The 23668-nt window shown below is 56.1% G+C and carries 19 protein-coding genes; 6 read left to right on the forward strand and 13 right to left on the reverse strand.

Features of this window, described 5'->3' with window-relative positions; all coding sequences use genetic code 11:
• Nucleotides 1-91: 91 nt before the first annotated feature.
• The 3 genes from F5984_RS04030 to fbaA form a co-directional block, all read right to left on the reverse strand.
• A complete protein-coding gene (locus tag F5984_RS04030; protein ID WP_019987363.1) occupies nt 92-412 on the reverse strand; it encodes a hypothetical protein in 321 nt (106 codons plus the stop codon).
• A 367-nt stretch (nt 413-779) separates the two neighbouring features.
• Nucleotides 780-1364 (reverse strand): Uma2 family endonuclease, encoded by a 585-nt coding sequence (locus tag F5984_RS04035; protein ID WP_152122955.1) that lies wholly within the window; start codon nt 1362-1364, stop codon nt 780-782.
• A gap of 102 nt (nt 1365-1466) precedes the next feature.
• Complete coding sequence (gene fbaA, locus F5984_RS04040; RefSeq protein WP_019987362.1) at nt 1467-2546, reverse strand: class II fructose-bisphosphate aldolase; 1080 nt, start codon at nt 2544-2546, stop codon at nt 1467-1469.
• A gap of 189 nt (nt 2547-2735) precedes the next feature.
• Here fbaA and F5984_RS04045 point away from each other — a divergent pair, with 189 nt between their 5' ends.
• A complete protein-coding gene (locus F5984_RS04045; protein ID WP_152122956.1) occupies nt 2736-4931 on the forward strand; it encodes a beta-galactosidase trimerization domain-containing protein in 2196 nt (731 codons plus the stop codon).
• Nucleotides 4932-4939: 8 nt separating this feature from the next.
• Here F5984_RS04045 and F5984_RS04050 read toward each other — a convergent pair whose 3' ends face one another.
• The 7 genes from F5984_RS04050 to F5984_RS04080 all read right to left on the reverse strand — a co-directional run bounded on the left by F5984_RS04050 (nt 4940) and on the right by F5984_RS04080 (nt 14336).
• A complete protein-coding gene (locus F5984_RS04050) occupies nt 4940-5308 on the reverse strand; it encodes a hypothetical protein (protein ID WP_152122957.1) in 369 nt (122 codons plus the stop codon).
• A gap of 89 nt (nt 5309-5397) precedes the next feature.
• On the reverse strand, nt 5398-6567 hold the full coding sequence (locus F5984_RS04055) for a right-handed parallel beta-helix repeat-containing protein (RefSeq protein WP_152122958.1): 1170 nt from the start codon (nt 6565-6567) through the stop codon (nt 5398-5400).
• Between the two features lie 139 nt (nt 6568-6706).
• On the reverse strand, nt 6707-7381 hold the full coding sequence (locus tag F5984_RS04060; protein WP_246168808.1) for a hypothetical protein: 675 nt from the start codon (nt 7379-7381) through the stop codon (nt 6707-6709).
• A 7-nt stretch (nt 7382-7388) separates the two neighbouring features.
• Nucleotides 7389-9032, reverse strand: coding sequence for a RagB/SusD family nutrient uptake outer membrane protein (locus F5984_RS04065; RefSeq protein WP_152122960.1), 1644 nt, complete (start codon nt 9030-9032; stop codon nt 7389-7391).
• A 13-nt stretch (nt 9033-9045) separates the two neighbouring features.
• On the reverse strand, nt 9046-12579 hold the full coding sequence (locus F5984_RS04070) for a SusC/RagA family TonB-linked outer membrane protein (RefSeq protein WP_152122961.1): 3534 nt from the start codon (nt 12577-12579) through the stop codon (nt 9046-9048).
• Nucleotides 12580-12638: 59 nt separating this feature from the next.
• Nucleotides 12639-13661 (reverse strand): FecR domain-containing protein, encoded by a 1023-nt coding sequence (locus tag F5984_RS04075; RefSeq protein WP_152122962.1) that lies wholly within the window; start codon nt 13659-13661, stop codon nt 12639-12641.
• 63 nt (nt 13662-13724) lie between these two features.
• Complete coding sequence (locus F5984_RS04080) at nt 13725-14336, reverse strand: RNA polymerase sigma-70 factor (RefSeq protein WP_246168809.1); 612 nt, start codon at nt 14334-14336, stop codon at nt 13725-13727.
• Nucleotides 14337-14544: 208 nt separating this feature from the next.
• Here F5984_RS04080 and F5984_RS04085 point away from each other — a divergent pair, with 208 nt between their 5' ends.
• The 4 genes from F5984_RS04085 to F5984_RS04100 all read left to right on the forward strand — a co-directional run bounded on the left by F5984_RS04085 (nt 14545) and on the right by F5984_RS04100 (nt 18020).
• Nucleotides 14545-15603 (forward strand): glycoside hydrolase family 5 protein, encoded by a 1059-nt coding sequence (locus F5984_RS04085; RefSeq protein WP_152122964.1) that lies wholly within the window; start codon nt 14545-14547, stop codon nt 15601-15603.
• Between the two features lie 64 nt (nt 15604-15667).
• On the forward strand, nt 15668-16324 hold the full coding sequence (locus F5984_RS04090) for a cation transporter (protein ID WP_152122965.1): 657 nt from the start codon (nt 15668-15670) through the stop codon (nt 16322-16324).
• A complete protein-coding gene (locus tag F5984_RS04095) occupies nt 16321-16824 on the forward strand; it encodes an MOSC domain-containing protein (protein WP_152122966.1) in 504 nt (167 codons plus the stop codon). The genes F5984_RS04090 and F5984_RS04095 overlap by 4 nt, the downstream gene beginning before the upstream one ends.
• Before the next feature lie 65 nt (nt 16825-16889).
• Nucleotides 16890-18020 (forward strand): ATP-binding protein, encoded by a 1131-nt coding sequence (locus F5984_RS04100; protein WP_152122967.1) that lies wholly within the window; start codon nt 16890-16892, stop codon nt 18018-18020.
• A 10-nt stretch (nt 18021-18030) separates the two neighbouring features.
• On the opposite strand, the gene F5984_RS04105 is transcribed toward F5984_RS04100, so the two are convergent.
• Entirely contained in the window at nt 18031-18297 is a 267-nt protein-coding gene (locus tag F5984_RS04105; protein WP_317163079.1) for a nitrilase-related carbon-nitrogen hydrolase, read from the reverse strand.
• 28 nt (nt 18298-18325) lie between these two features.
• On the reverse strand, nt 18326-19090 hold the full coding sequence (locus F5984_RS04110; protein ID WP_246168810.1) for a hypothetical protein: 765 nt from the start codon (nt 19088-19090) through the stop codon (nt 18326-18328).
• Between the two features lie 168 nt (nt 19091-19258).
• Between F5984_RS04110 and F5984_RS04115 the strand changes: the two genes are divergently transcribed.
• Nucleotides 19259-20494, forward strand: a complete 1236-nt coding sequence (locus F5984_RS04115; RefSeq protein ID WP_152122968.1) for a 3-phosphoshikimate 1-carboxyvinyltransferase — start codon at nt 19259-19261, stop codon at nt 20492-20494.
• A 98-nt stretch (nt 20495-20592) separates the two neighbouring features.
• Here the strand turns inward: F5984_RS04115 and F5984_RS04120 are convergent, their stop codons facing one another.
• Complete coding sequence (locus F5984_RS04120) at nt 20593-23523, reverse strand: TonB-dependent receptor domain-containing protein (protein ID WP_246168811.1); 2931 nt, start codon at nt 23521-23523, stop codon at nt 20593-20595.
• Nucleotides 23524-23668: the final 145 nt, after the last annotated feature.

Here is a 23668-nt window from a genome sequence, read left to right on the forward strand (position 1 = left end):
ATAACCCCGGTTTGCTCTGTACACAGAGTCAAGCCGGGGTTTGGTAGTCTAGTAAGCTTGTGAATGGTGATTTGTAAACAAACGACCAAAATTAGTCGTCAACGCGATCGGCTTTCTTGGTTACCGCTTTCGCCTTGGCTTTCACATCTTTGGCGTCGCTCTTCATCGCTTTCTTCACCGCTTTTTCTTCTTTCTTGCGAGCTTCGGCTAGTTTCGTTTTATCGTCTGATACCATCGGTACCTCGATGCGGCTGCGGTCGTTCACGTCCTGACGCTTTTCGCGCGCTTTGTTCATCTTTTTCTCCGCTTTCATTTCCTTCTTTGCTTCTTTAGCTTCCTGAACAGCTTGAGCAAAAGCACCTTGTGCAAACAGAAGGAGGGCACATGAGGCCGCAATCATTACCTTTTTCATAACGTGTTGAGTTTATGGTGAAAATAGACCAATTGGTTACTGGCCTACTACGCAAATAGAACAGGCAGCCATTTCAAAGTGTTTGATTTTACTTGTGAAAATACCCTCTATTTACCCGTTTTTCCTTTTTGTAATGTGTTGAAAATTAATACATTAGCCGTTGCCTCAAAAATGAGTAGTTGCAACCGTCTTTTATTAATCTATAAAGTTAATAGGTAAATATACGGTCAGAGATTGACTACCGGAACACGGGTATTGATTGCTCAAAGAGGGGCCGTTTTCGGAGATTAGTCCGCCGGGGTATAGACAAAAAAACGAGTCTGCTACCGAAGGGTAGCAGACTCATTTTTTTGTCTACAGATATGATTTAAGACTTGGATTCTGTCTCGCCAAACAGCGTTTTTAAGTTAAGGGTCAGCCCCGGCAATACGCCTGAATTCAGAGTGCCCTCTTGGGGCGAAGCGGCAGAAAGCAGGTCATAGCGTCCGTCGACAAGCGTGAAGATCTCGATAAAATTGTCGGCCGGTTCAATAAGCCAATACTCCTGTATGCCGTGTTGCTGGTATAACTGTTTCTTGGTTACACGGTCGCGAAAGACAGATGATGGGGATATCACCTCAACCACAAGTGTAGGTACTCCCATCACCCCATCATGGGTAATAAAGTTTGCTTTGGCTTTTTCGACAAAGACCAGATCGGGCTGGGGAGCGTCATAATCGCTCAGAAATACATCAACGGGCGCGAAGAGAACCGTACCGGCCTGACTTGCCTTGACATGGGCCTTTACCTGGTCGTAGAGTTCGGCCAATAGTAATTGATGGCGGGGAGAAAGAACTTTCTTTTTCACAAGTTCACCGGTGAGCAATTCGTACAGAAACGGGTCGTTATCGTCGAATTCGAGTTGGTGAAACTCGGCAACGGTCATGTGGTCGTCGGTAACGGCGGCTTCCATGGGTTGCATAGTCAGGTACATTCTAAAGATACCCAAAACAGATTGTATAAAAAAAGCCCCGATCCTGACAATCGGGGCTTCTGATTAATCGGGCCGATGGGCTTACGCCAACCGGTTGATGCAGTTCAGGTCTTCGAAGGCTACCTTCAAACGAGCTACCATGCTCTCTTCGCCTTTGCGCAACCACACCCGTGGGTCGTAGTACTTCTTGTTGGGCGAATCGGGGCCTTCTGGGTTACCGAGCTGGGTTTGCAGATAGCCTTCTTTCGCTTTGTAGTAGTTCAGAACACCTTCCCAGGTCGACCACTGCATATCCGTGTCGATGTTCATCTTGATAGCACCGTACTGGATAGCCTCGCGGATTTCCTCGCGGCTTGAGCCTGAGCCACCGTGGAATACGAAATTCACCGGCAGGGCTCCCGTGTTGAATTGCTGCTGAATGTAGTCCTGTGAGTTTTTCAGGATAATCGGCGACAGCTTCACGTTGCCCGGCTTGTACACCCCGTGTACGTTGCCAAATGCAGCGGCAATGGTGAAGTTGGGCGAAATCTTGCTCAGGTGCTCGTAGGCGTAGGCTACCTCTGAAGGCTGCGTGTAGAGTTTCGAGTCATCAACATCAGAGTTGTCAACACCGTCTTCTTCGCCACCGGTCACACCCAGTTCAATTTCGAGCGTCATGCCCATTTTGGCCATCCGCTCGAAGTATTTGCACGAAATCTCAATGTTTTCTTCGATTGGCTCCTCCGACAGGTCGAGCATGTGCGACGAGAACAGGGGCTTACCCGTCTGATCGAAGTGTTTCTCCGATGCGTCGAGCAGGCCGTCGATCCAGGGTAGGAGTTTCTTGGCGCAGTGGTCGGTGTGCAGAATTACGGGCACCCCGTAAAGGCTGGCCATCTGGTGAACATGCAGCGCACCTGAAATCGAGCCGGCAATGGCGGCTTTCTGGCCTTCGTTAGAGAGGCTTTTACCCGCGTAGAAGATACCCCCACCGTTTGAAAACTGAATGATAACGGGCGAGTTGACCGCTTTGGCGGTTTCGAGAACAGCATTGACGGAATTGGTTCCAACGACGTTGACGGCCGGGAGGGCGTAATCGTTTTCGTTGGCGTGCCGGAAGATTTCGGTGACCCCGTCGCCCGTGATAACGCCGGGCGCAAAACGAGAGGCTACTTCGCTCATGTGAACTGTTTTTAGAATATTACAAAAAATACTTAGTTTAGGGATAGATGTTACGAAGTGCGGTGGAAAACTGTCGCAAGCTACTATTTTTTGCGGACATGCCGAGTGTATGTGCGCGGGCGACACGCCGACTCGTCGGCTTTAGGGGTGAGCACCGGCTAATGCTGTCTTTCCTGAAAAACGCACCCAATGCCCCGCCTGACGTTACCCCTTCTGTTTCTGACGCTCTCTGTGTTGGCCCAAAAGCCCCAGACCGACCCGTTTCTGCACCGGCTTTACGATCAGCTGCACGATTCGCCCGCGCAGGCTGCCTACCGCAGGCTTGCCCCCATGCCCGCCGGGGTGGTATACGTGCAGCAACCCCACGAGGGCGAGGCCGAAATGCGCACTCATTTCCGAACTATGAAGCGGCTCGGTTTTACCAATCTAAAGCAAATTATGCCCTGTGCTCCCAACTGGACCGTTGAGCGGATCGGGGCCATAGCGCTTAGCGAGGGCATCATCCCGTGGTGGTACGGCGAAGGGGGCTTTGTGCCGCCTTCGGATACGCTGCTTCGGCGGTTGGGCATTCCGGCGAACACACCCACGGATGCGTTGTTGAAGAATCCCGTTTTTAGAAACTATCAAATGGATGTGCTGGTGAAGCGGAACACCCGAGAGCGAGCTTATGCCGACACCGCGCGCTCGGGCCTGTTTATGCGCTCAACCAGTGTGGCCTACGACCCTGAAGTGGGCGGGCGTGGGGCGGACCTGACTCCCGAAGGGGAACGCTTATTTCTAAAGTGGCTTCGGCAAAGCTACAGCACCGTCGACAGTCTGAACCACGGTTGGAATCTCCACCATGCCGGGTTGTCGCTGGGCGAAACGAAGGTGTTTCGCGACTGGGACGATGTGGCAAAAAACTGGCGTACCCTTACCGGTCGCGAGTATCGGCATGTGCGGGATATTTTCCGGTTCAAAGTAGAGCATAACCTTGCCCGTATTCGGCAACGGGCGGCCGGATTTCGGGCGTTCGATGCGCACGCGCCCTACCGGGGTGGGGGGGAATTGGGGCTGTTTCTGCCCACTGCCTGGTACGGGGTTGATATGGAAGGGATTGCCGAGGTGATGACCGGGTACGGCTCGTTCTATCCGTCGATGCACTTTTCGTGGCATTACGATCAGGTGAACCATGAACTGACGCGCCCCATGTACATGCAGGCGGCTCTAATGAATGACCTGTTCAAAGGTGGCTGGACAGGCGGGTGGGAGAGTACCGGTGGGCCGCAACAGCTCGACGGGGAGCGCGGGGCCATTGTGAATAGCTACCATGTGGGTCCGGGCGAGCTAACGCAACTGTTTCTGAGTCAGATAGCGGCCGGTTTCAAAGGGTTTGGTATCTGGTGCTGGAACAGCCGATCGGCGGGTAAAGAAGCCGGGGAGTATGCCCTTCTGGACCGCAACGGGCAGGTAACCGACCGAGCCATTCGGATGGGACAGATTGGGCAGGCCATGCAACGCTACCGCTTTGAACTCTGGCAGGCGCACAAAGAACCCGTAGTGGGTATTTTCTACGATTGGGAGAACGAAGCCGCTTGGGGCGCTATGGCCGTGCCCGGTCGTGATAATTTCAAGATGAAGCCCGTAGAGGCTAGGGTGGGTATCAGCCGGGTGCTGATCAATGCCAACGTACCGTTTGAGTACGTAACGCCTACCGACCTGCGCAAGGGGCTATCCGGGCGGTACAAAGTGCTTTACCTGCCCGCTGTGATTGCCCTGCAAACCGACCTTCTGCCCATACTGACTGATTATGTTCGGCAGGGTGGCCGGTTGGTGATGGACCTGCCATCAGGCTTGTACGATGCCCAAATGCAGAAACTGCCAACGGGCACGGCAAGTGCGTTTGCGGCTTTGTTCGGAGCTACGCTGAATGACCTTCAGTATGCTGGTACTAACCGACCGCAGCGCCTGAACGGTCAGGCACTGACCGGGTTCACGGCCGACCTGACGCCTGTTAGTGCCCGCCCGTTGGCTCGTTACGACCTAGGTAAACCGGCCATTCTGGAAAACCGGATAGGCCGCGGAAGTGCGCTGTTACTGGGGTACGAAGCTTCACTCGGGTGCTTCAAGCCCGGTAATGGGTTGGCGGAGAAACAAGTACTTCAGTACGTGCTTGGGGCGCATACGTCGCCGTTTGCCTGTACGGGAGCCATTGCCTATCGGTTAGCGAGCCCCTTGGCCGATCATTATTTTCTGATCAACGACGGCCCCGCCCGTACGGTGCGGCTCGATACCAAAACCATGCGCTACAAAGCCTTCACCGATGCCATAACCGGCGAAAAATTAACGCCCACCACGATCCCTGTAGAAGGATACGGCGGGCGCTGGGTTCGTGCCGAAAAGTAAGCAAACCACTACCGGTCGTTAGCCAGCACGTTGGCCCGGCGCCGGAAAATGTGATACACGCAGGATTCGCGGGCAAAGGTAGTCTCGTGTATCCAGCCGTTTTTGTGCAGAAAATTGAAGATATCTATTTCGCTACCGAACAGTTTGTCTCCCCCTTTTTCGTCCTGAACACGGTGCAGCCGGAGCTCACCCAACCGAATCGTTTGTCCATAGTCGATTACGGCATACACTTGCTGCTGCCTAAATGGACGCTGATCCTGAATCAGTTCGAGGTACTGTACATCGGGTAGTTGATTGATGTCTTTACCATTGACAATTACTTGAGCTGATACGAAGGCCGGATACAGAGCCAAAAAGCTCAAAAGGAATCGTTTCATCGTTGATGAGAGCTTTTGTTGATTGACAAAAGTAGGCAGAGCAGGCCGTATGTACAGCGGGCGCTGGGTGCGGGCCGAAAAATAAACGATCAGGGCTCTGCCCGAACGGCGTAAAGCGTACCGCCTTTGGGCGGACCCGCATCACGAAGGGCCGAGACAATGGGCGAGCCGAACTGATTCGTAACCTCGTAGATCACCGATGGCTCGGCGAGCAGGGGGGCTTTGGTGCTAAAACCGGCCTTGCCTTTCGAGCGCACGCTATTGTTGAACAGCAGATTCCCTTTGCCGGGTGGACCGTGCTTGGCCGGGGTACCGGTAGCAACAGCCGCCCAGCTGTGCCAGACTGGTGTGTGCATTCGGCATCCCTCTACCAGGTTGTCGCCATCGTCGCGGTCGTGGAAGTTTACATCAACCTCAAAGTTGCAGTTAAGTACCACGTTGTACCGGCACCCCGGCAGCATGAGTGCAAAGTGCCGGATACGCCGAACGGTTTCGTTGTAAAACAGACAGTAACTGGAACCCCAGCAGCCATAGTACCCGCCATGCCGGCTGTCTTGCTTGATATAGGCCCGGTCGATGAGGTTGTGGCGGAGGGTCATGTGCTGGCACGCCGATACACCCAACGGGTGCGCCCCGGCCCACAGAAACGTGCAGCCATCGACCCAACTGTTACGGCAACGGGTAAAAATCAGCAGGTGAACGTACACCGTTGTGTCGCGAAGTTCGGGCCGGTGAAACACATCGGGCGACCAGGCCGCATTAGTATCGGCCCGGTCGTTGGGTTCAAACGGCACGGCCGCGTACCGCATCGTCAGGTTCTCAACACCTACTCGTTCGGCGTCGGTCACGGCAACAGCGGTGGCGGGTGTACTGCCGTTTGTTTTGAAAAAAGGCGCTTTTATCTGCACCAGCAGGCGGGTACTGTCGCGGTGCTCACCCCGCAAAATAACCCCCGACCGAATGGTTACGGTTTGACGGATGAGGTAATCGCCTTTGCGGAGCAGAATAGCCCCACCACCGTTAGTTGCTATCTGATCAATGGCCTGCTGAAGGTTGTCACCGGGCCGGAGGGTAGCCCGAACAGGCGTTGCCGAACGAGCCGGTATGCCTCCCTGAACGCCTGCTTTGGCCCACTCGCGCATGGCCGGAAAGCGCGGATCGAACCGGCTCTCGTCGAATTGCCAGCCTGCATCGCCAATCATGGGCGTTTGGGCAAATGCCACGGTAGCCATTATCCAGAAGGCAAGAAACCAGCGCATTGGTTAGTTTATGGTTTTGGGTTTTGAGTTTATGGTGTTCCGGCTTTTGGTTCTCTGACAATTTTTGTGGTGGGATGTAACCCTCACCGAATAATCCAACAGAAATTATCAGAGAACCGGTCATTTTCTGTCAGACGGGTTATTGCTTGGTAAACGTAGCGGTGATCAGAGCCACCCGTCCGCCCCAGGTTGTGTTCAGGCTTTGGTTGGCGGGTGTAATGGGGACTTGCGGCAGATTGTTCACGTTACCGGTTGTCTGAAAACCCAGCACCAGCCGATTGCCTGATACCGACTGCACCGTGAGCGGGTAGTTCGGGTAACTGGTATAAGTAAACGTTGGCTGATTCTGGGCGTTGGGCAATACGGTGCCGTGAAACACAAAGTCGTAGTTCCAGCGCGTAAGCTGCCCACGTGTGTACGTCGGCCGCCCGATGCGTAGCACCGTCGCACCGGCGTCGGCCCCGCTAACCAGGAAGAAATTACCCTGCTGACGGCTGCCCCGGTTGCGGGTAAAAAACGTATCGATACGGGCGGTGGCAACTGTGCCAATGTACAGCGTATCGGTAAAAGGCATAATGACGTTGGCCCGGCCCGGCACCAGCAGCGGGGCTGTAGTTGGGGTAAGGGTCACGGTGGTGTCGCGCTGGCGGGGCGTCAGGCCAATCTGATACTTGATCTGGAGCTGTGTGGGTAGCCAAACCCCGCGCAGCGCCGTTTTCAGGGCGTCATCGGTTGGGGCGAGGGTCGGCAGGGCGTCGTCGTTGCAGGCCATGATCGACACGGCCAACAGGAGAGTAAGCAACAGGGTTTTCATGGTCGTATCAGTCATTCTGTACCGCCAGCGGGTTACGGTCCAGAAAGGTTTGTGGAATCAGAAAAACAGTGAGTCGGCTATTCCAGGGGACGGGCTGGCAATCGCTGGCGGCACAATCGGCCCTACCCGGCGATGAAGTCCGATCGCCCGGATCGACGGCTTCGCGTCGGCGTTTGAGGTCGTGAATACGCTGCCCCTCGGTAAACAGCTCCCGCACAAATTCCCGGCGAATTTCGGCGACGAGGTCAGCCGGTGGAGCCGCGAGTGCCGTAAGGCCGGCCCGTTGGCGAATGGCATTGAGGTCGGCGAGGGCACCGGTAATGTCGTTTTTTCGGGCGCGCATTTCGGCCCGCATCAGAATAAATTCTGCCGACCGGAAATACACCACGTTGGAGTTGACCCCCTGCGCCGGGCCGAGGTTTGAGGTTCCCCGGATGCCCCACTTGAGCGTGAACCACAGTCGGTTTGGGCTGTCCCAGGCGGTGGTAGTGGTGGCGGTCTGCGAGGTGTCGATGAGGGTGCGATAGCGGAGGTCGCGGGTGCGGTCGAAGCTGGCGAGCGTTTTGAACCGCTGGCTCATGCGCAGGTTGGGGCCGCTGCTGAGGGTATTCACGTTGCCCAGCTGCGCGGTGGTGTATGCTGATTGCAATACGTAATGCGCCCGGATCGGAGCTGCGTTGGTGGTCTGCACGTTTCGGCCTACCACGTTCACAAACTCCATGATTACCTCATCGCGCGTAGCCGCGTTGGTGGTGGGGGTAATGGCCGTTCGCTGAAACAGGCCCGTGAGCATCTGATTACCGGGTACGAGCGGAAAGCGGTAGGTAGACCCACTGCCTAGCAAGCGGTTGCAAACGGCCAGGCAACTGTCTACGTTATCTTGCTGGAAATACACGCGGGCCATAAGGGCAAGGGCCGCATATTTGTTGGCGCGGGGCTGGTAATCGGGCAGGTGCCGGGCTGGGTCGTAGTTTTCGGGCAGCAGTCGCTCGGCAATGCGTAAGTCGTTGAGCACAGAGTCGTAAGCCGCCCGAACGCTCAGGCGCGGGTAGGCCAGATCACCGAAGTTCGACATCGACCGGAACGATGCGATGGGGCCGGGATGGCTGTTATCGTTGGTATAACCCCAGGGGTAACCCAGCAGGCGCGTTTGCTCAAACACGCATAGCGCCCGTACAAACCGCGCTTCGCCTTCGAGCCGACCGCGTTGCTGGGCAATATCGCGTCGGGGGTCGCCTGGCACAGAGGTTTGCACCTGATTAGCCCGCAAAATTTCCAGTACGTTGTTGGCGTTGGTAAGGCCAAACGTACTCCATTGCAGAAACTCCGCCTGAAACCCGTAATCTTCCTCGCGGTGGGTCCAGGTGTACACCCGCGACGAACGGCCGGGGCTGTTGCGATAGCCCGTGTTGTTGATAGCCACCAGGTCGCCGAAGGTTTCGCCGATGATGAGCGCATTGCCACCAAACGCAAGGTTTCGGGCAATGCCGGAGTAAGCCCCCGTCATCAGAATCTCCAGTTCTTCAACCGTGCGGACGTTCTCGGCCTGAATCAGGGTTTTCGTGGCTACTTCGTCGAGGTAGTTTTCGCAGCTGGCCAGGCCCAGTACCGAACCAATGGCCAGACAGCCTGCTATGAGTCGTGTTTTCATGGGGTGCTGTGGGTTAAAAGCCAAGATTTATGCCGAACAGAAACGTTCGAATCTGGGGTAAGTCGTTGTTGGTGACGCCGGGCGACAGGTTGGCCGTGCCACCACTTGCGCCCCCGTTTCGGAATACCTCGGGGTCCCAGCCGTTAAACTTCGTGAAGGTCAGCAGGTTCTGGCCGGTTACGTACACCCGTAGGCTTCGTAGTCGTAGCTTTTGCAGGGCGTTGGTGGGCAGGTTATAGCCGACCTGAAGGTTTTTCAGGCGGGCAAATGAGCCATTGTGCAGGAAGCGTGTCGACTCGATGCTCCGGGCGTTTGAATTAAAAATCAGGCGGTTGAGGGCGGTGTTGTCGCTCTGCCGGATGGCTTCCTGCACATCGCCCACGCCCGGAATGGTTCGGCGCAGCACCTGAGCCGACTGAAACGAGCCACTGCTGTTGATGCCGGGGTAGCTCTGGGCGCGTTCGCCCTGATCGTAAATCCAGTTGCCGTACTGGAAATAAATGAGCGCGCTCACATCAATCGGCCCGAACTGGAACGTGTTGTTCAACCCGCCAAACAGGGTCGGGTAGGGGGTTCGGTTCGACATGATGAACTGGTTCGTACCGCTTTGGTTGTTCAGTGTTCCGTCCCAGAGGTTGCCTGTACGGACTGTTCGCCCGGTATTGGCAAACACCGACCGGTCGCGCTCGTAGAAAAGCTCATTGCCCGTTGCTGGGTCGAAGCCAGCGAACTGAGCCATGTAGTACGTACCGAGTGGTTGACCCACGGCCGCAATGTTGGTGCCGCTGATAAACTGGAACGGGTAGTTCAGAAAGGGCGCTTCGTAGGTGCTCAGAACCGTGTTTTTATTGTGCGCAATGTTGAAATTGGTCTCCCACCGGAACCGGGGTTTTACCACGTTTTTGGTGTTCAGCACAAACTCAACCCCCCGGTTGCGTACCGAGCCGAGGTTTACCGTGATGATGTTGGTGATGGTGCCGAAGAGGGGCCCCAGCGAATAATCGAGCAGTAGGCCGTCCGATACCTTGTCGTAGTAATCAATGTTACCGTTGATCCGGTTATTGAGGAGCCCGAAGTCAAGGCCTGCGTTAAACTGCCGGGTCGACTCCCAGCTCAGGTCCCGGTTGCCGAGGCTCGTAAACTGCCCACCTTGAATACCGCCGTAAATGGCCGCGTTGTACCCCACGAACGTGAAGGCCTTTTGCCACGAGAAATCACCGATTTCAGCGTTGCCCGTCACCCCATAGCTGGCCCGTAGTTTCAGGAAGCTGATGGCGGGGAGGGTTTGCATAAAGGCTTCGTCGCTCACGACCCAGCCCGCCGACAGGCTGGGGAAGGTGGCCCAGCGGTTACCCGGCCCAAACCGGCTCGACCCGTCGGACCGGAAGCTGGCTTCGAGCAGATACTTGTCGCGGAAGGCGTAGTTTACCCGCCCGAAAAACGACACGAACCGGTACGAGAGCTGATCGTTGAAAACAACCGTGCGCGTGGTATCGCTGCTACGGGTAGCACCCTCGGCTACGTTTTCGGTAATGTACGTTTCGTTGTCCTGCACGGTACTTTGCAGGCTGTTGCCCACCAGTACCTTGAGCGAATGAGCCTTGCCGAAGGTACGCCCGTAACTAATCAGGTTGTTGATGTTGACCGTCTGATTGGTCACATCCCGGTTGTCGGCCCGGCCGTTTCCATTGCGTTCCTGACTGCTGATACCCGCCGGAAACAAGGTCTGGTTGAACAGAATATCGTTGCGGGTGCGCTGGTAATCATAGCCCACTTCCGACCGAATCGAGAGTCCCTCCAGCGGTTTTAGGTCAATGTAGCCGGTGTTGGTACTGCGGAATGTCTGGGCCAGGTTTGAATAGTTGTTTCGGAAGAAAACCGGGTTCGTGCCAATCTGAAACGTATTGTTCGTGCCGTTGTTGATGCCGTTGAAGAAGGTACCGTCGGGTAGCTGAATCGGGTAGGCGGGCAGGGCCGTCGACAGGCCGTACCGGAAAGAGTTGTCGATGGGTACTGTGGGTACGTTCACCTGATTAGCCGACAGGTTAATGCCCGCGTTGAACCAGCGTACCGGCTTCGCATCGACCTTGACCCGGCCGCTGACCCGTTCGAACCCCTGCCCAATAAGGATTCCGTCTTCTTTTCGGTACGAGCCACTGGCATAGGCCGTGACATACTTGTTGCCCACACCCGCCGACAGCGATGCCTGCCGGTAGCGACCCTGCCGTACGACCTGATCGAGCCAGTTGGTGCTGGTGTTGTAGAGCGTGGTGGAGTCAACGAGCCGATTGTTCAGGGCGGGAGCGAGTGAACCTTGCAGAATGCCCGTGGGCAGTACGTTGATCAGGTTGGAGCCTACGGGCGTGAGACCCGTGCGTGTGATGTTCTGAGCCGACCGCTTGTAGATGTTCATTAAATCGGCCCCGTTATCGACCAGGTCAATGCGGTTGGTGGGGTTGCTGATGCCTTCCTCGTAGCTGAGGTCAAACTTGGGCTTGCCGCTCGCTCCCCGCTTGGTGGTAATCAGAATAACCCCGTTGGCTGCCCGCGATCCAAACAAGACCGAGGCCGACGCATCTTTGAGCACTTCCATGCTCTCAATATCGTTTGGGTTGATTTCGGCCAGCGGGTTCATGGCTACTCCACCCGCCCCGAACGCCGACGACAAGACCGGTACACCGTCGATGACAATGAGGGGTTGGGAGTTGGAGTTGATGGAAGCTACCCCCCGGACGTTGATTCGGACGGCTCCGCCCGGTGTGCCGCCTGCCTGCGTAATCTGCACTCCGGCCGCCCGGCCCTGCAAGGCTACGTCGGGGCTGGCCGCGGTATTGAGCCGTATGTCGGTGGCTTTGATACCGGCAATAGAGCCGGTTATGTCGCGGGTACGCTGCTCGCCAAAGGCCACCACCTGCACCTCATTCAACGACCGCTCGTCGGGTTTGAGCTGTACATTCACCGTGCTCTGATTACCAACGGCCACTTCCTGCCGTTCGTAACCGACAAAAGAGAACACAAGAACAACGTTGGAGCCGTCGGGAATCGTCAGGTTATATTGCCCCGACCCGTCGGTAACGGCACCCCGATTGGTGCCCTTGATGGTTACGTTTACGCCCGGCAGGCCGTCGGGGCTATCGGTAGCCGTCACCCGTCCGCCGACGGCTCGATCCACGGCCACCGCCGACGCGTTTGGGTTGGTTTCCCGCAGAATAATCTGGCGGCCCACCACTTCGTAGGTCATGCCCAATGGGGTAATGAGTTCGGTAAGGACGCGGCTCAGTGGCTGGTTGGTAAATGCAACCGAACGGCGGGTGGCGCGGAGCCGGTTCGAACTGTACAGCAACGTGAAGCCACTTTGCCGCTCTATTTCTTTCAGGATCTGATCGAGTGAGCGGTTGGCAACGGTCAGGCTGATGGTGGCTTCGCGGGTGGGTGGGGTGTCTGACCGGGCAATGGCGCCGTGTGCCAGCAGCGACACGCTCTGGGCCTGAGCCCATCCGGTCAGGCTCAGAAACAAGGCGATACCGAAGGATAGAAGACGTTTCATCGGGAGTCGATTGGATATAGAAGGAATAGCTATCGTGCTGTGGATTCGGGGGAGGTAGTTTACTCACAACCTTCTCCGCCAATGGTCAACTGGTTGTTGTTCAGTTTGTAGCGGAAGCGGCCGGTGCGGCTCATCAGGTCCATCACTTCGGTAAGCGATTGGCCCTCAAACGTAGCCGTGAGGGGACAGTTGGCCAGATCGGGGCGTTCGAGCGTTACCGTAATGCCGTACCAGCGTTCGAGGGTGCGGGCTACCTCCGACATGGGTGTCTGGTCAAAAACCAGCTGGTTGTCTTTCCAGGCGGCTTCTTTCTGGGCCACAACGGCTTCTTCGGCCACGGTTCTCGTCTCGACCTGCTGAATCACGTGCCGGTTGGGTGTGATGAAGAGGGTGTCAGTGGGCTGGGTCTGTGCCACCGTCTGGTTCGGAACAAACGCAACCCGGCCGGTGACCACGGTGGTTTTAACCGTTTGCTCGCCCGGATAGGCCCGCACGTTGAACGAGGTGCCTAACACCCGGATACTGGCTGTGGCCAGCCGAATCACAAAAGGCTGACGCGGATTGTGGGTTACGTCAAAAAAGGCCTCGCCCACCAGCCTAACTTCCCGCAGCGACCCATCAAACGTTTTTGGGTATTCAAGCCGACTGTCGGCGTTGAGCCACACCCGGCTACCATCGGGCAGGGTGAGTAGTGTTCGTTTGCCCACGGGCGTTTGGGCCACTTGCGCGTTGGTCTGTTTTTGAATGAATGGATACAGCCCGTACACCGATAGGCCCAGAACAACCACCGCGGCCGCAACTCGCCAGAGTCGGCGGGCCCAGCCTGTACGCAGGGGCTGCACCACGGGGGTATCGGCATCGGTCAGGTGGGGGGCAATATGCCGTTCCCAAATCGCGCTCGGGTCCGACTCGGGTAGGGCGGAGGTAGTATCGGTCGAACGGTACTGTTTTTGTGCCCGTTCGAACAGGCGTCGGTTTGCATCGCTGGCAGCCAGCCATGTCTCCACCGACCGGCGTTCGTCGGAGGTAGCTTCGTTGGCGAGGTATCGGGCGAGTAACGGCCAGAGGGTATTGTCGTTCATCAGGCAAAGGAGCGTGTCTGATGAAGGAGACAGCGGGTGTACAGCGGTACCCCTAAACGATTTCTAGAAAAAATGCGAAAAAAGAAAGGCCAGCAGGATGGTCGGGTTGCTCTCGCCCAGGGTCGTGGTCAGTTGGCTTAACCGTTTGAGGGCTATCCCCATTTGAATTTCTACCGTTTTGGGGCTGATACCCAGCGCATCGGCTACCTCCCGATACGAAAGCTGCTGATGCCGAACCATATCGAAAATGAGCCCGCAGCGCGGAGGCAGCGACGCAATAGCCCGGTTGAGTGCCTGCTGCATTTCGTCCCAAACCAGTTCCTGTTCAGGTCCGTCGGTAGCGTTTGTGAGTGACAGTTCGTCGTCGAGCAGCGACAGGTCGCCCATGTAGCCGGGTTGCTGTTTGCGCAGATGGTTGAGGCAGTGATTCTTGACCGATGTGAGCAGATAGGAGCGAGGGTGCAACACCGTACCGAGCGATTCCCGGCGTTCCCAGAGTTTCAGAAAAACGTCGGACGTGAGTTCTTCGGCCGTTTCTTTATCCTGAATGTAGAAGAACGCCAGCCGGAACGCATCGCGGTAGAAATAGTCAAAAAACTCGCGAAAGGCACGGCTGTTGTTGTGCAGCGTCATCTGCACCAACCAGTTGCGTACCATATCGGGCGTTACAGGCATACTACCGTAGTTTTCTGATCCAAAGAAAAAATAGGAATGAATCAGTAGCAATAACTATTTTCAACAAGGTTTTGTGTTGGCCGGTTTGAGAGGGCCTCTAAATTGCCCTCGACGATTCGCCCCGCGCTTCTGATTCGCCCGATTACCTTCAGGCCGAACGGCTTAGCCAACGGGCATTAAGCCTGAGCGCCCCCCTGCTTTATAGGACATGAACCGACGCACGTTTCTTCTTGCCACCACGGCCGCTGGTGCCTTTTCACAAATCAAGGCCCAGCCGTTGCCCAACCCGTTGCCCCGGTGGCGTGGGTTCAATCTGCTCGAAAAATTTGTCGCCCGCGAGGGGGGCTCCGGTCGGCGGGGCATGTACCGGGAGTCGGATTTTGAGTGGATGGCCAACTGGGGCTTTGATTTTGTCCGGCTCCCAATGTCGTACCGGTGCTGGGCTCCCGGCGACCCCGACCACTGGACCGAACTGAACGAAACGGTGCTCAAAGAAGTAGATGCGGCCGTGCGGTTGGGCAAACAGTACAACCTGCATGTCAACCTGAATCTGCACCGGATTCCGGGTTACTGCGTCAATCCGCCCGCCGAAGCCCTCAACCTCTGGACCGACGACCGGGCCCTCGAAGCGGCCGTCTTTCACTGGAAACACCTTGCCCAACGGTACAAAGGTATTCCAAACGCCGAGGTTAGTTTCGACCTCATCAACGAGCCTGCCAACGTGAGCGAAGCCGCCTACGTGCGGGTGGTACGGGCGTTGGTCGAGGGCATCCGGTCGGTGGATCGGGAGCGGCTCATCATTGCCGACGGGCTTCAGTACGGCACTTTGCCGGTGTTTGGCCTGGCGGGTACGGGCCTGGGCCAAAGTACCCGTGGCTACGCGCCGATGGTGGTGAGTCACTATGGGGCCAACTGGGTGCAGGGTAGCTCCGACTGGGCCGTACCTACGTGGCCCGCCAAAGGGTCGAACGGGTCGGTTGAGGCTCTGCGTCGCAACATGATCGAGCCCTGGCAGAAACTACAGGCGAAGGGCGTGGGGATTCATGTGGGCGAGTGGGGTTGCTATAACCGGACCCCGCACGAAGTAGCCCTGGCCTGGATGGAAGATCAGCTCAAACTGTGGCAGGCTGCGGGCTGGGGCTGGAGCCTCTGGAATTTCCGGGGGGCTTTTGGTATTCTCAACAGCGACCGGCCCGATGTGGCCTACAAGGATTTCAAAGGCGCTCGGCTCGACGAAAAAATGCTCGAATTGCTACGCCGGTATTAGTGGGTGAAATGGGTGTGGGTGAGCCAAACTGCCACTAAATTGCCCGAACCATTGTTTGTAAGGTATGAACCTGACTGTAGAATCGCCCAATACATCGCAGCTTATCCGCACGGCCTGGTGGTTGAGCCTGCTGACCATTGTGTACAATATCGCCGAAGGGCTCATTGCCGTTTGGCAGGGCTGGGAAGACGAGTCGCTCACCTTGTTTGGGTTTGGCGTCGATAGTTTCGTTGAAGTTTCCTCGGCCATAGGTATCGCCTACATGGTGTTTCGGATGCAGAAAAATCCCGTTGCCGGGCGCTCTGATTTTGAACGACAGGCCCTGCAAATAACCGGCTGGGGATTTTACGTACTCACGGCCGGCCTCACAGCTTCGGCCCTGTACAATGTGTACACGGGGCACCGGCCCGAAAATTCGTTCTGGAGCGTGGTTATCTCATCTGTATCCATCAGTATTATGTGGTTGCTTATCCGTTCCAAAGAGCGCGTTGGGCGGGCACTCAACTCGGCCCCGATTATGGCCGATGCCGCCTGCGCGCGGGTGTGCCTGTACATGTCGGGCATATTGTTGCTGTCGGGTGGGCTGTATGCCCTGACCGGCTTTGCCTACGCCGACGCTATCGGGGCGTTGGGGCTGGCGTGGTTTTCGTACCGCGAGGGAAAAGAAAGTTTCGAGAAAGCGCGGGGCGGAAGCTGCGGCTGTGACCATTGCGAAGCATGAATATCAAAGACCTGCTGAAATCGTTTCCGCGCACGGGCCGGGTGGTCTGGATTGGCCTCCGACCCGAACGTCGTGGCCCCGTGGCGGAGGTTGAACAGGTGCTGGCGTCGGTAGAAGAAGGCCTGCTGGGCGACCATTACGCTGGTCGGCGCGACAGCCCCGCAAGTGGCAAGCGACACGTAACCCTCATTCAGGCCGAACACTTGCCCGCTATCGGGAGCTACCTGGGCCGCGACACAGTGAATCCGGCCGAACTCCGCCGAAACCTGGTGGTATCGGGCTTGAACCTGCTGACCCTGAAAGATACCCGTTTCCGTATTGGCAAGGCCGTGCTCGAATACACGGGCGAGTGCCACCCCTGCACCAAAATGGAGGCAACACTGGGGCCGGGCGGTTATAATGCCGTTCGAGGGCACGGGGGTATCACGGCGCGGGTGGTTGAAGGGGGCGAAATCCGGCTCGGCGATACCGTAGAGGTGCTGGTCGATGGCGTGTATTAGCCAAATTCGCGCGAATTTGGCTAATACGTTAGCTGATTTAGCGCGAATTTGGCTAATATTAGCGCATGATACCTCGCTTGCTTTTTGAAGAAATCAAGAGCCGTGTGCTCAGTTCAAACAAGATTATTGTTCTGTATGGCCCGCGGCAGGTGGGAAAAACAACTCTCGTTCGTGAACTCATACGGCAATTGCCGTATCGGGCATTGGCAGTCAACGCTGATGAACTGCCCTATAGTAATGTGTTGTCGAGTCGTGATTTAGCCCAGATGCGGTTACTGGTAGAGGGATATGAGTTGCTGTTTATCGATGAAGCCCAACGTATTCCTGATGTCGGTTTAAACCTGAAAATTCTGCACGACGCGCTACCTGAGCTTAAAATCATCGCTACCGGCTCATCGTCGTTCGAATTAGCTAACCGAACGCGCGAACCTCTGACCGGGCGCACCTGGACGTACGAGCTTTATCCTATATCGGTTGGGGAAATGCTGCAAGAGCAAAACACATTTTTTGTGCAGCAACGGCTCGATGAGTTGCTACGTTTTGGTTCTTATCCCGATACGTTGCAACTAGCTGGAGCTGCCGATAAAGTCCGTTATCTGCGGGAGTTGTCATCGGCTTATCTGTACAAAGACGTACTCGAAATGGCCTCGATTCGGTATGCCGATAAGCTTCAGAAGATGTTACGCCTGCTGGCTTTCCAGATTGGGTCTGAGGTTTCGCTCAATGAGTTAGGCAACACGTTGGGTATGAGTAAAGACACCGTAGCCACTTATATCGACCTGCTGGAAAAAGCCTTTGTGATTTTTCGGCTCTCGGCATTCAGTCGAAATTTGCGGAAGGAGATTACCAAAATGGATAAAATCTATTTTTATGATCTAGGTATTCGAAACGTGCTGATCGACAATTTCAGCCCGCTCGACCTGCGAACCGATGTAGGGGCCCTTTGGGAAAACTTTTTGATTGTAGAACGGCGTAAACGCCATGCGTACGCTGGTACTTTCACGAACAGCTATTTCTGGCGAACCTACACAGGGGCTGAATTAGACTACGTGGAAGAGGCCAATGGCCAGTTGTTGGGGTTTGAGTTTAAACTAACCAGCAAAAAGGCGAAGATTCCAACTGCCTGGGAAACTAACTACCCCAGTGCCCATTTTGAGCTTATTAATCGGGATAACTTCATTTCATTTGTTCGGTAAGTGAATTTGACTACTTCTCCTTCCGAACCCGTTGCGTGTCGGGCTGATTCACAACGTGAAGCTGAAACACATCGGGCCGGGCATAGTGCCCTGTAACGTCGAAGTCGAGTTTACTTTTGGCCAGCACCGAAAAGTCGAGTTCGGCGGTCAGAAGCCCTTCGGTATTCCAGAGCGGTCCGGCCAGCACCTCACCCATGGGCGATACAATAACGCTGCCCCCCGGACTCATGATGTCGGGTTCGTCGGCCAATTCGGGCTGATACCGCCTGCACAACACCTACTTTTATGGTGGGTAAAGCCATGGTTTACTTCTGTTCAGGGTCGGGGCTGAGCCGCAGACTCCGGCGGCCCGACCGGAATAGTTTGTGGCGGGTTTGAATGGCCCGAATCAGGTCGTAATCGGTAGCCTGCAACACATCGTCGTCGGCAAAGTCGCAAAAGTCGATAAACTGATCGACCTCACTCCCTTTCAAATCGGTAGCCTGATCGACTAGGAGCCGCATGCGCTCATTGGCCAGTTTCTGCCGTCGGTATTCCTGCGCCAACACAGCCGCCTTCCGTCGGCCTTTGGCTTCTTTGCTGAACATCTCGTACAGAAGCGTCACACCCGCCCCGTCGGCAAGCCGGTCGAAAGCCTGTTCGCCGGTCACGGTTCGGGAGGCAACGGGCTCGGCTAGTAGCTGCTGAATTTCGCGTTTCACTTCCTCGTACCGTTTGGCTTTGACCGTCACTTCGGCAAGGTCGTAGGAGCGGTCGACCACATAAGGGAGCTTGTTGACGGTAATCACGGGTTTGTCGGAGCCATCCCACCGAATGCCCGCGCGGGCGTGGGTTTGGCTGGTGGCAATGAGCGAATCGCCGGGCAGGGCTGTGATAAAAAAGCGCCCGGCCGTGTTGGTGCGTACCCGTTGGAGCGTCCGTTTATTGGTCACAGTCACCTGATTCACGCCGATCTGGTTGGCCTGGTCGAACACCATTCCGACCACGTAACGACCCTGCGCGTGGGTGGAGCCAAACGTGGTTAGCCAGAGTGCTGTGCTCCCCAGTAGTATATAAAGAAAAGGATGCATGGTTGACCGTAAAGTTAGCCTATAACGTCTGGTGCAGGCCATTTGGTTTGGTTAAAAAAGCTTAACTGACCTGAAGCCGTAGCTTTGCTATAAAGGAAAGAACGGGTTTCCTGCCTTCTCCTTTCGGGTTAGTTGTATCTTTGCGCCCTGAATCACAACCGAATCGTTTTGACGTCGTTACGCTTAACCCCGCCTGAGGGCCCTGTTCGGGCCACTATTCCGTTAGCCTCTTCCAAAAGCGAAAGCAACCGCGCGCTCATCATCAACGCCCTGACTCAGTTCAAGGGCGAGGTGCAGAACCTGGCCACCGCCCGCGATACCCAAACCATGATTCGGCTGCTGGCATCGACCGACGAGGTGGCCGACGTACTCGATGCGGGTACGACCATGCGCTTTCTGACCGCCTATTTTGCCGCCACCGGGCAACAAAAAACCCTGACCGGCACCCCACGCATGTGCGAGCGGCCCATTGGGTTGCTGGTTGAGGCCCTGCGAACATTGGGCGCCGACATCACGTACCTGCAAAAAGACGGTTACCCACCCCTGCGCATCAACGGGTTTACCCCCTCAGGGGCCGACCGGGTGGCTATCCGGGGGGATGTGAGCAGTCAGTATATCTCGGCCCTGTTGATGATTGCACCCACCTTGCCTACCGGCCTGACTATCGAGTTGACCGGCGAAGTGGGGTCGCGGCCATATATCGAAATGACGATTGAGCAGATGCGTCACTTCGGGGCGTCGGTGCAGACCGATTGGGAAGCCCAAACGCTCACGGTAGCTCCGCAACCTTACACGCCCACTACGTTTGCGGTGGAGTCCGACTGGTCGGGGGCCAGCTACTGGTACAGTGTGGTGGCATTGGCCGAAGAAGGAAGCGAGCTGGAATTGCTCGGCCTGAAAGCTCACTCGTTGCAGGGCGATAGTGCTATTCAAACCATTATGCGGGCGTTTGGAGTCGAGAGTACCTTTACCGAGCGTGGGGTTCGGCTGACCAAAATACCCGCGCAGGAAAGCCTGACGTGGGACTATACCGGTTGCCCCGATCTGGCGCAGACTGTAGCCGTTTGTGCCGCCATGACCGGGATTCCGCACACCCTGACGGGTATTGAAAGTCTTAAAATCAAAGAAACCGACCGCGTTTTAGCTCTCCAGAACGAACTCCAGAAGCTCGGAGCCGAACTGGTAGAAGTAGAACCCAACACGCGTTACGAGGTCCGGCCCCTTTCCGCCGTCCCTGCCTTCTCCTCTGCTCCTTCCATTCACACCTACGACGATCACCGGATGGCGATGGCGTTTGCGCCGGTAGCTATGCGCCGGGCAGTGGTGATCGAGGAGCCGGGCGTAGTGGCCAAGTCATACCCCTCATTTTGGGATGATTTTCGGCAGGTAGCGGGTGTTGAATAACCTCCTTGAGAACGCACAAAAAAGGCTCTGCTGAACAGCAGAGCCTTTTTCGCCTTTAAAGTAGTCGGCAGACCATTGGTCTGCCGACCCTGAAGCTATTACCGTGGGCCACCGCCACGACGGGCTCCGCCACCAGCCGGAGCGCCACCGCCCTGCTGACCACCGCCTTCGCCACCGCCACCTTCACCTTCTTTCACGTCGTCGTTGTTCACACCACGACGCCGACGGCCCTGTGGCTGATCGAAGCTCATCTTACCCAGTCGGTAGCTAAACGTCATCCGAACGCCTGAGTTGTAGAGGCTCGTTACGCTGTTACGTGAGAAGGCACCCGGTGTTTCAGACTGCGACCGTACCCGGAATGGGTTGTTGAAGAAGTTTTCGCCCGCAATACCGATGCTGCCACGCTTGTTCTTGAAATCTTTTTTGGCTCCCAGGCTGTAGAACATAAAACCGCCCTGATAGCCTTGTAATTGCACCTGACGGCCCCGGGCAAAGCTAAAGCCCTGGATACCCCAGCCATTTTTCAGGGTCAGGTTCGTAAACAAACGACCCGAAATGACCAGACCCGAGTTGGTAGCCTCTACGGTTCCGCCTGTTCCGCCCGTTGGCCCTGATGGAACCTGCCCTTTCAGGTAGGCTACGTAGCTATCAATACCACCACCGATCTGCCATTTCGAGAACAGGGTAGCGTTTCCAAACAGGTTCAGACCGTACGCGTTTTCGGTACCGATATTCTGGTACGTGGTGAACAGGGCCGTTTGGTAAACGGGGTTGAGCACGTCGAAACCAGTTTGCACTAGTGTACTCGTGGTCACGTTGGTGATGGCGCTGTTAGAGAACCGGGCAAATACCGAACCGTTGATGTACACAGCTTTGATGTACGTACTACCGCTAAACTCGAAGTTGTCGTTCATCTCTGGCCGCAGGTTGGGGTTACCCTGCGTAATATTGAGCGGGTTAGCGGCATTGATGTTCGGGTTCAGGAACTGAATACCCGGCCGCTGAATCCGGCGGTTGTAAGCCAGCTTAATCGTTTTGCCACCTTTGAGCGATTTCGAGATGTTGATGCTCGGCACCAGATTGCTGTAATCCGGAATATCGCTCAGGTTGCCGCCCTGCGCTTCGTTGTTGAAGCGGGCATTGATAAACGTGTACTCGTACCGTGAACCTACTTTGATTGTGTACTTGGTTTTCGACTGGTAGGTGTACGAGAGGTACGTAGCGGCAATATCCTGGTTGTAATCAAGGGTGTTGCCCGCCTGGCTCGACTGGAAATTGTCGAGGTTCGGCGCGGTTGATGTCAGAAACGAGAACCGGCTGTTTACCTGCCGCATAATTCCTTTACCGCCAAATTCGATCAACTGATTCGACGCGAGCGGAGTTTGGTAATCGATCTGAATGGTCGATTCCTGGTTGTAGCTGGGGTTGATGTTGCGCTGCCGCGAGATAATCGTTTGCAGGTCTACATTGTTCAGAATGTCGGCCGTGAAGTTGTTTTCGCGGGTGTTCCGGCTAAACTGCCCCGAAATGCTAAACTCCTTCTGGGGCTTCTCAAACGTGCGGGTGTAATCGATGTTGGCATCAACCGTGTTGGAATTGTCGCGGGTCAATACATCACGAATACCAATCAGCAGTGAGGTCGACGTAGGCAACTGGGTTTCTGTCCGTAGGTTGTCCTGCGTCGTTGTGTTGTTCCGCAAACCGAAACGTACGCTGGCGGTCAGGGCGCTGTACTTGTTGATGTCGTAATCCCAGCTCAGGTTATACTGCCCGAAAGCACCCTGGTTGAGGGTATTAGCAATCTGGCGGGTGCTCGATACGCCAGCGGCCGTTACGGTACGCTGGGTGTTATCGAATGCTCCTTTCACGTTGTAGTTGGCGCGGCCAAAACCACCGAGGTTGAAGCCCATTTTACCCGTGCGCAGGCTACCATTCAGGGCGAGGTTGGCCCCCCGGTTACCCACCCCGGTGTCGAGGTTAAGGGTAGCGCCCTGCAAGGTGTTTTTCTTCGTAATGATGTTGATGATCCCGGCGGTACCTTCGGCATCGTACTTGGCCGAGGGCGAGGTAATCACCTCCACCGTTTTGATCATGTCGGCCGGAATCTGCTTCAGGGCGTCGGCTACGCTGCTGGCTACAATGGTCGAGGGCTTGTTATTGATCAATACCCGCACGTTGCTGCTGCCGCGCAGCGACACGTTTCCGTCCAGATCGACTGAGAGCAGGGGCACCTTCCGCATGACATCGGTAGCATCGCCCCCTTTGCTGGTCACGTCTTTTTCAGCGTTGAACACCAACCGGTCAACCTTCTCCTCAATCAGAGCGGCTTGTCCGGTTACCGTTACCTCTTTCAGGGTACGGGTTTCCGAACGGAGGTAAATAACGCCCAGGTTCAGGTCGTCGCCCCGGCGGCCAATGCGTACGCTCGGGATTGTTTTATTCTGATAGCCAATAAACGAAATCAGGACGTTGTATTCACCCACCACGGCCCGGTTGATGGTAAACCGACCTTTTTCGTCAGCGGCCGTTCCGTCGATTGGCTTGTTGGTAGCCGGATCGATAAGGGCGATGCTGGCAAACTCAACCGGTTGCCGCGAGGTGGAATCAAGAATGATACCCGTGATCTTTACGTTGCCCCGGTTTGCATTGTCGCTGCTCGTACCCGGAATAACGGGCGGAGGAGTTTGGGCCCCCATGCCGGGGAACATGCCGCCGGGGGCACCACCTGGCGCTCCGCCTGCCGGGCGTTGCCGGGGTGCACCCGTACCTGGTCCGCCCGGTTGACCTGGCCGGGCCGCTCCTGGTTGGGCTGCGCTATCGGGATTGGCCGTTACCGTCGACGGTACCGTACCCGGAACCGGGCGCGTTGTATCGGGGCGCGCGGCCGTTGAAGCAGGCAGCGAGTCACGGACAGCACCCATGATGGCGCTCCGCCGGGTACTGCTGTCGGGCGGTGTGGCGGGTGTCGACTGGGCGAGGGCCAGGGTCGTACTACCCGTGAGTAAAAAAGCTAAAAATTCAATCTTCATAAATTTAGCGGCCATGTGGCCCGTTGTATTCAGGTTGCCTTGTCCGTTTTGCTGTACTCCGAAAAGCAGACAATGATTCAAAATTGGTATACATTATGACGAACTCCTCGACCGAATGGGGTTAGTGGTTCGTGACGCGGATGAG

The organism is Rudanella paleaurantiibacter (assembly GCF_009184635.1).
In the GTDB taxonomy this organism is placed as follows: Bacteria; Bacteroidota; Bacteroidia; order Cytophagales; family Spirosomataceae; genus Rudanella; species Rudanella paleaurantiibacter.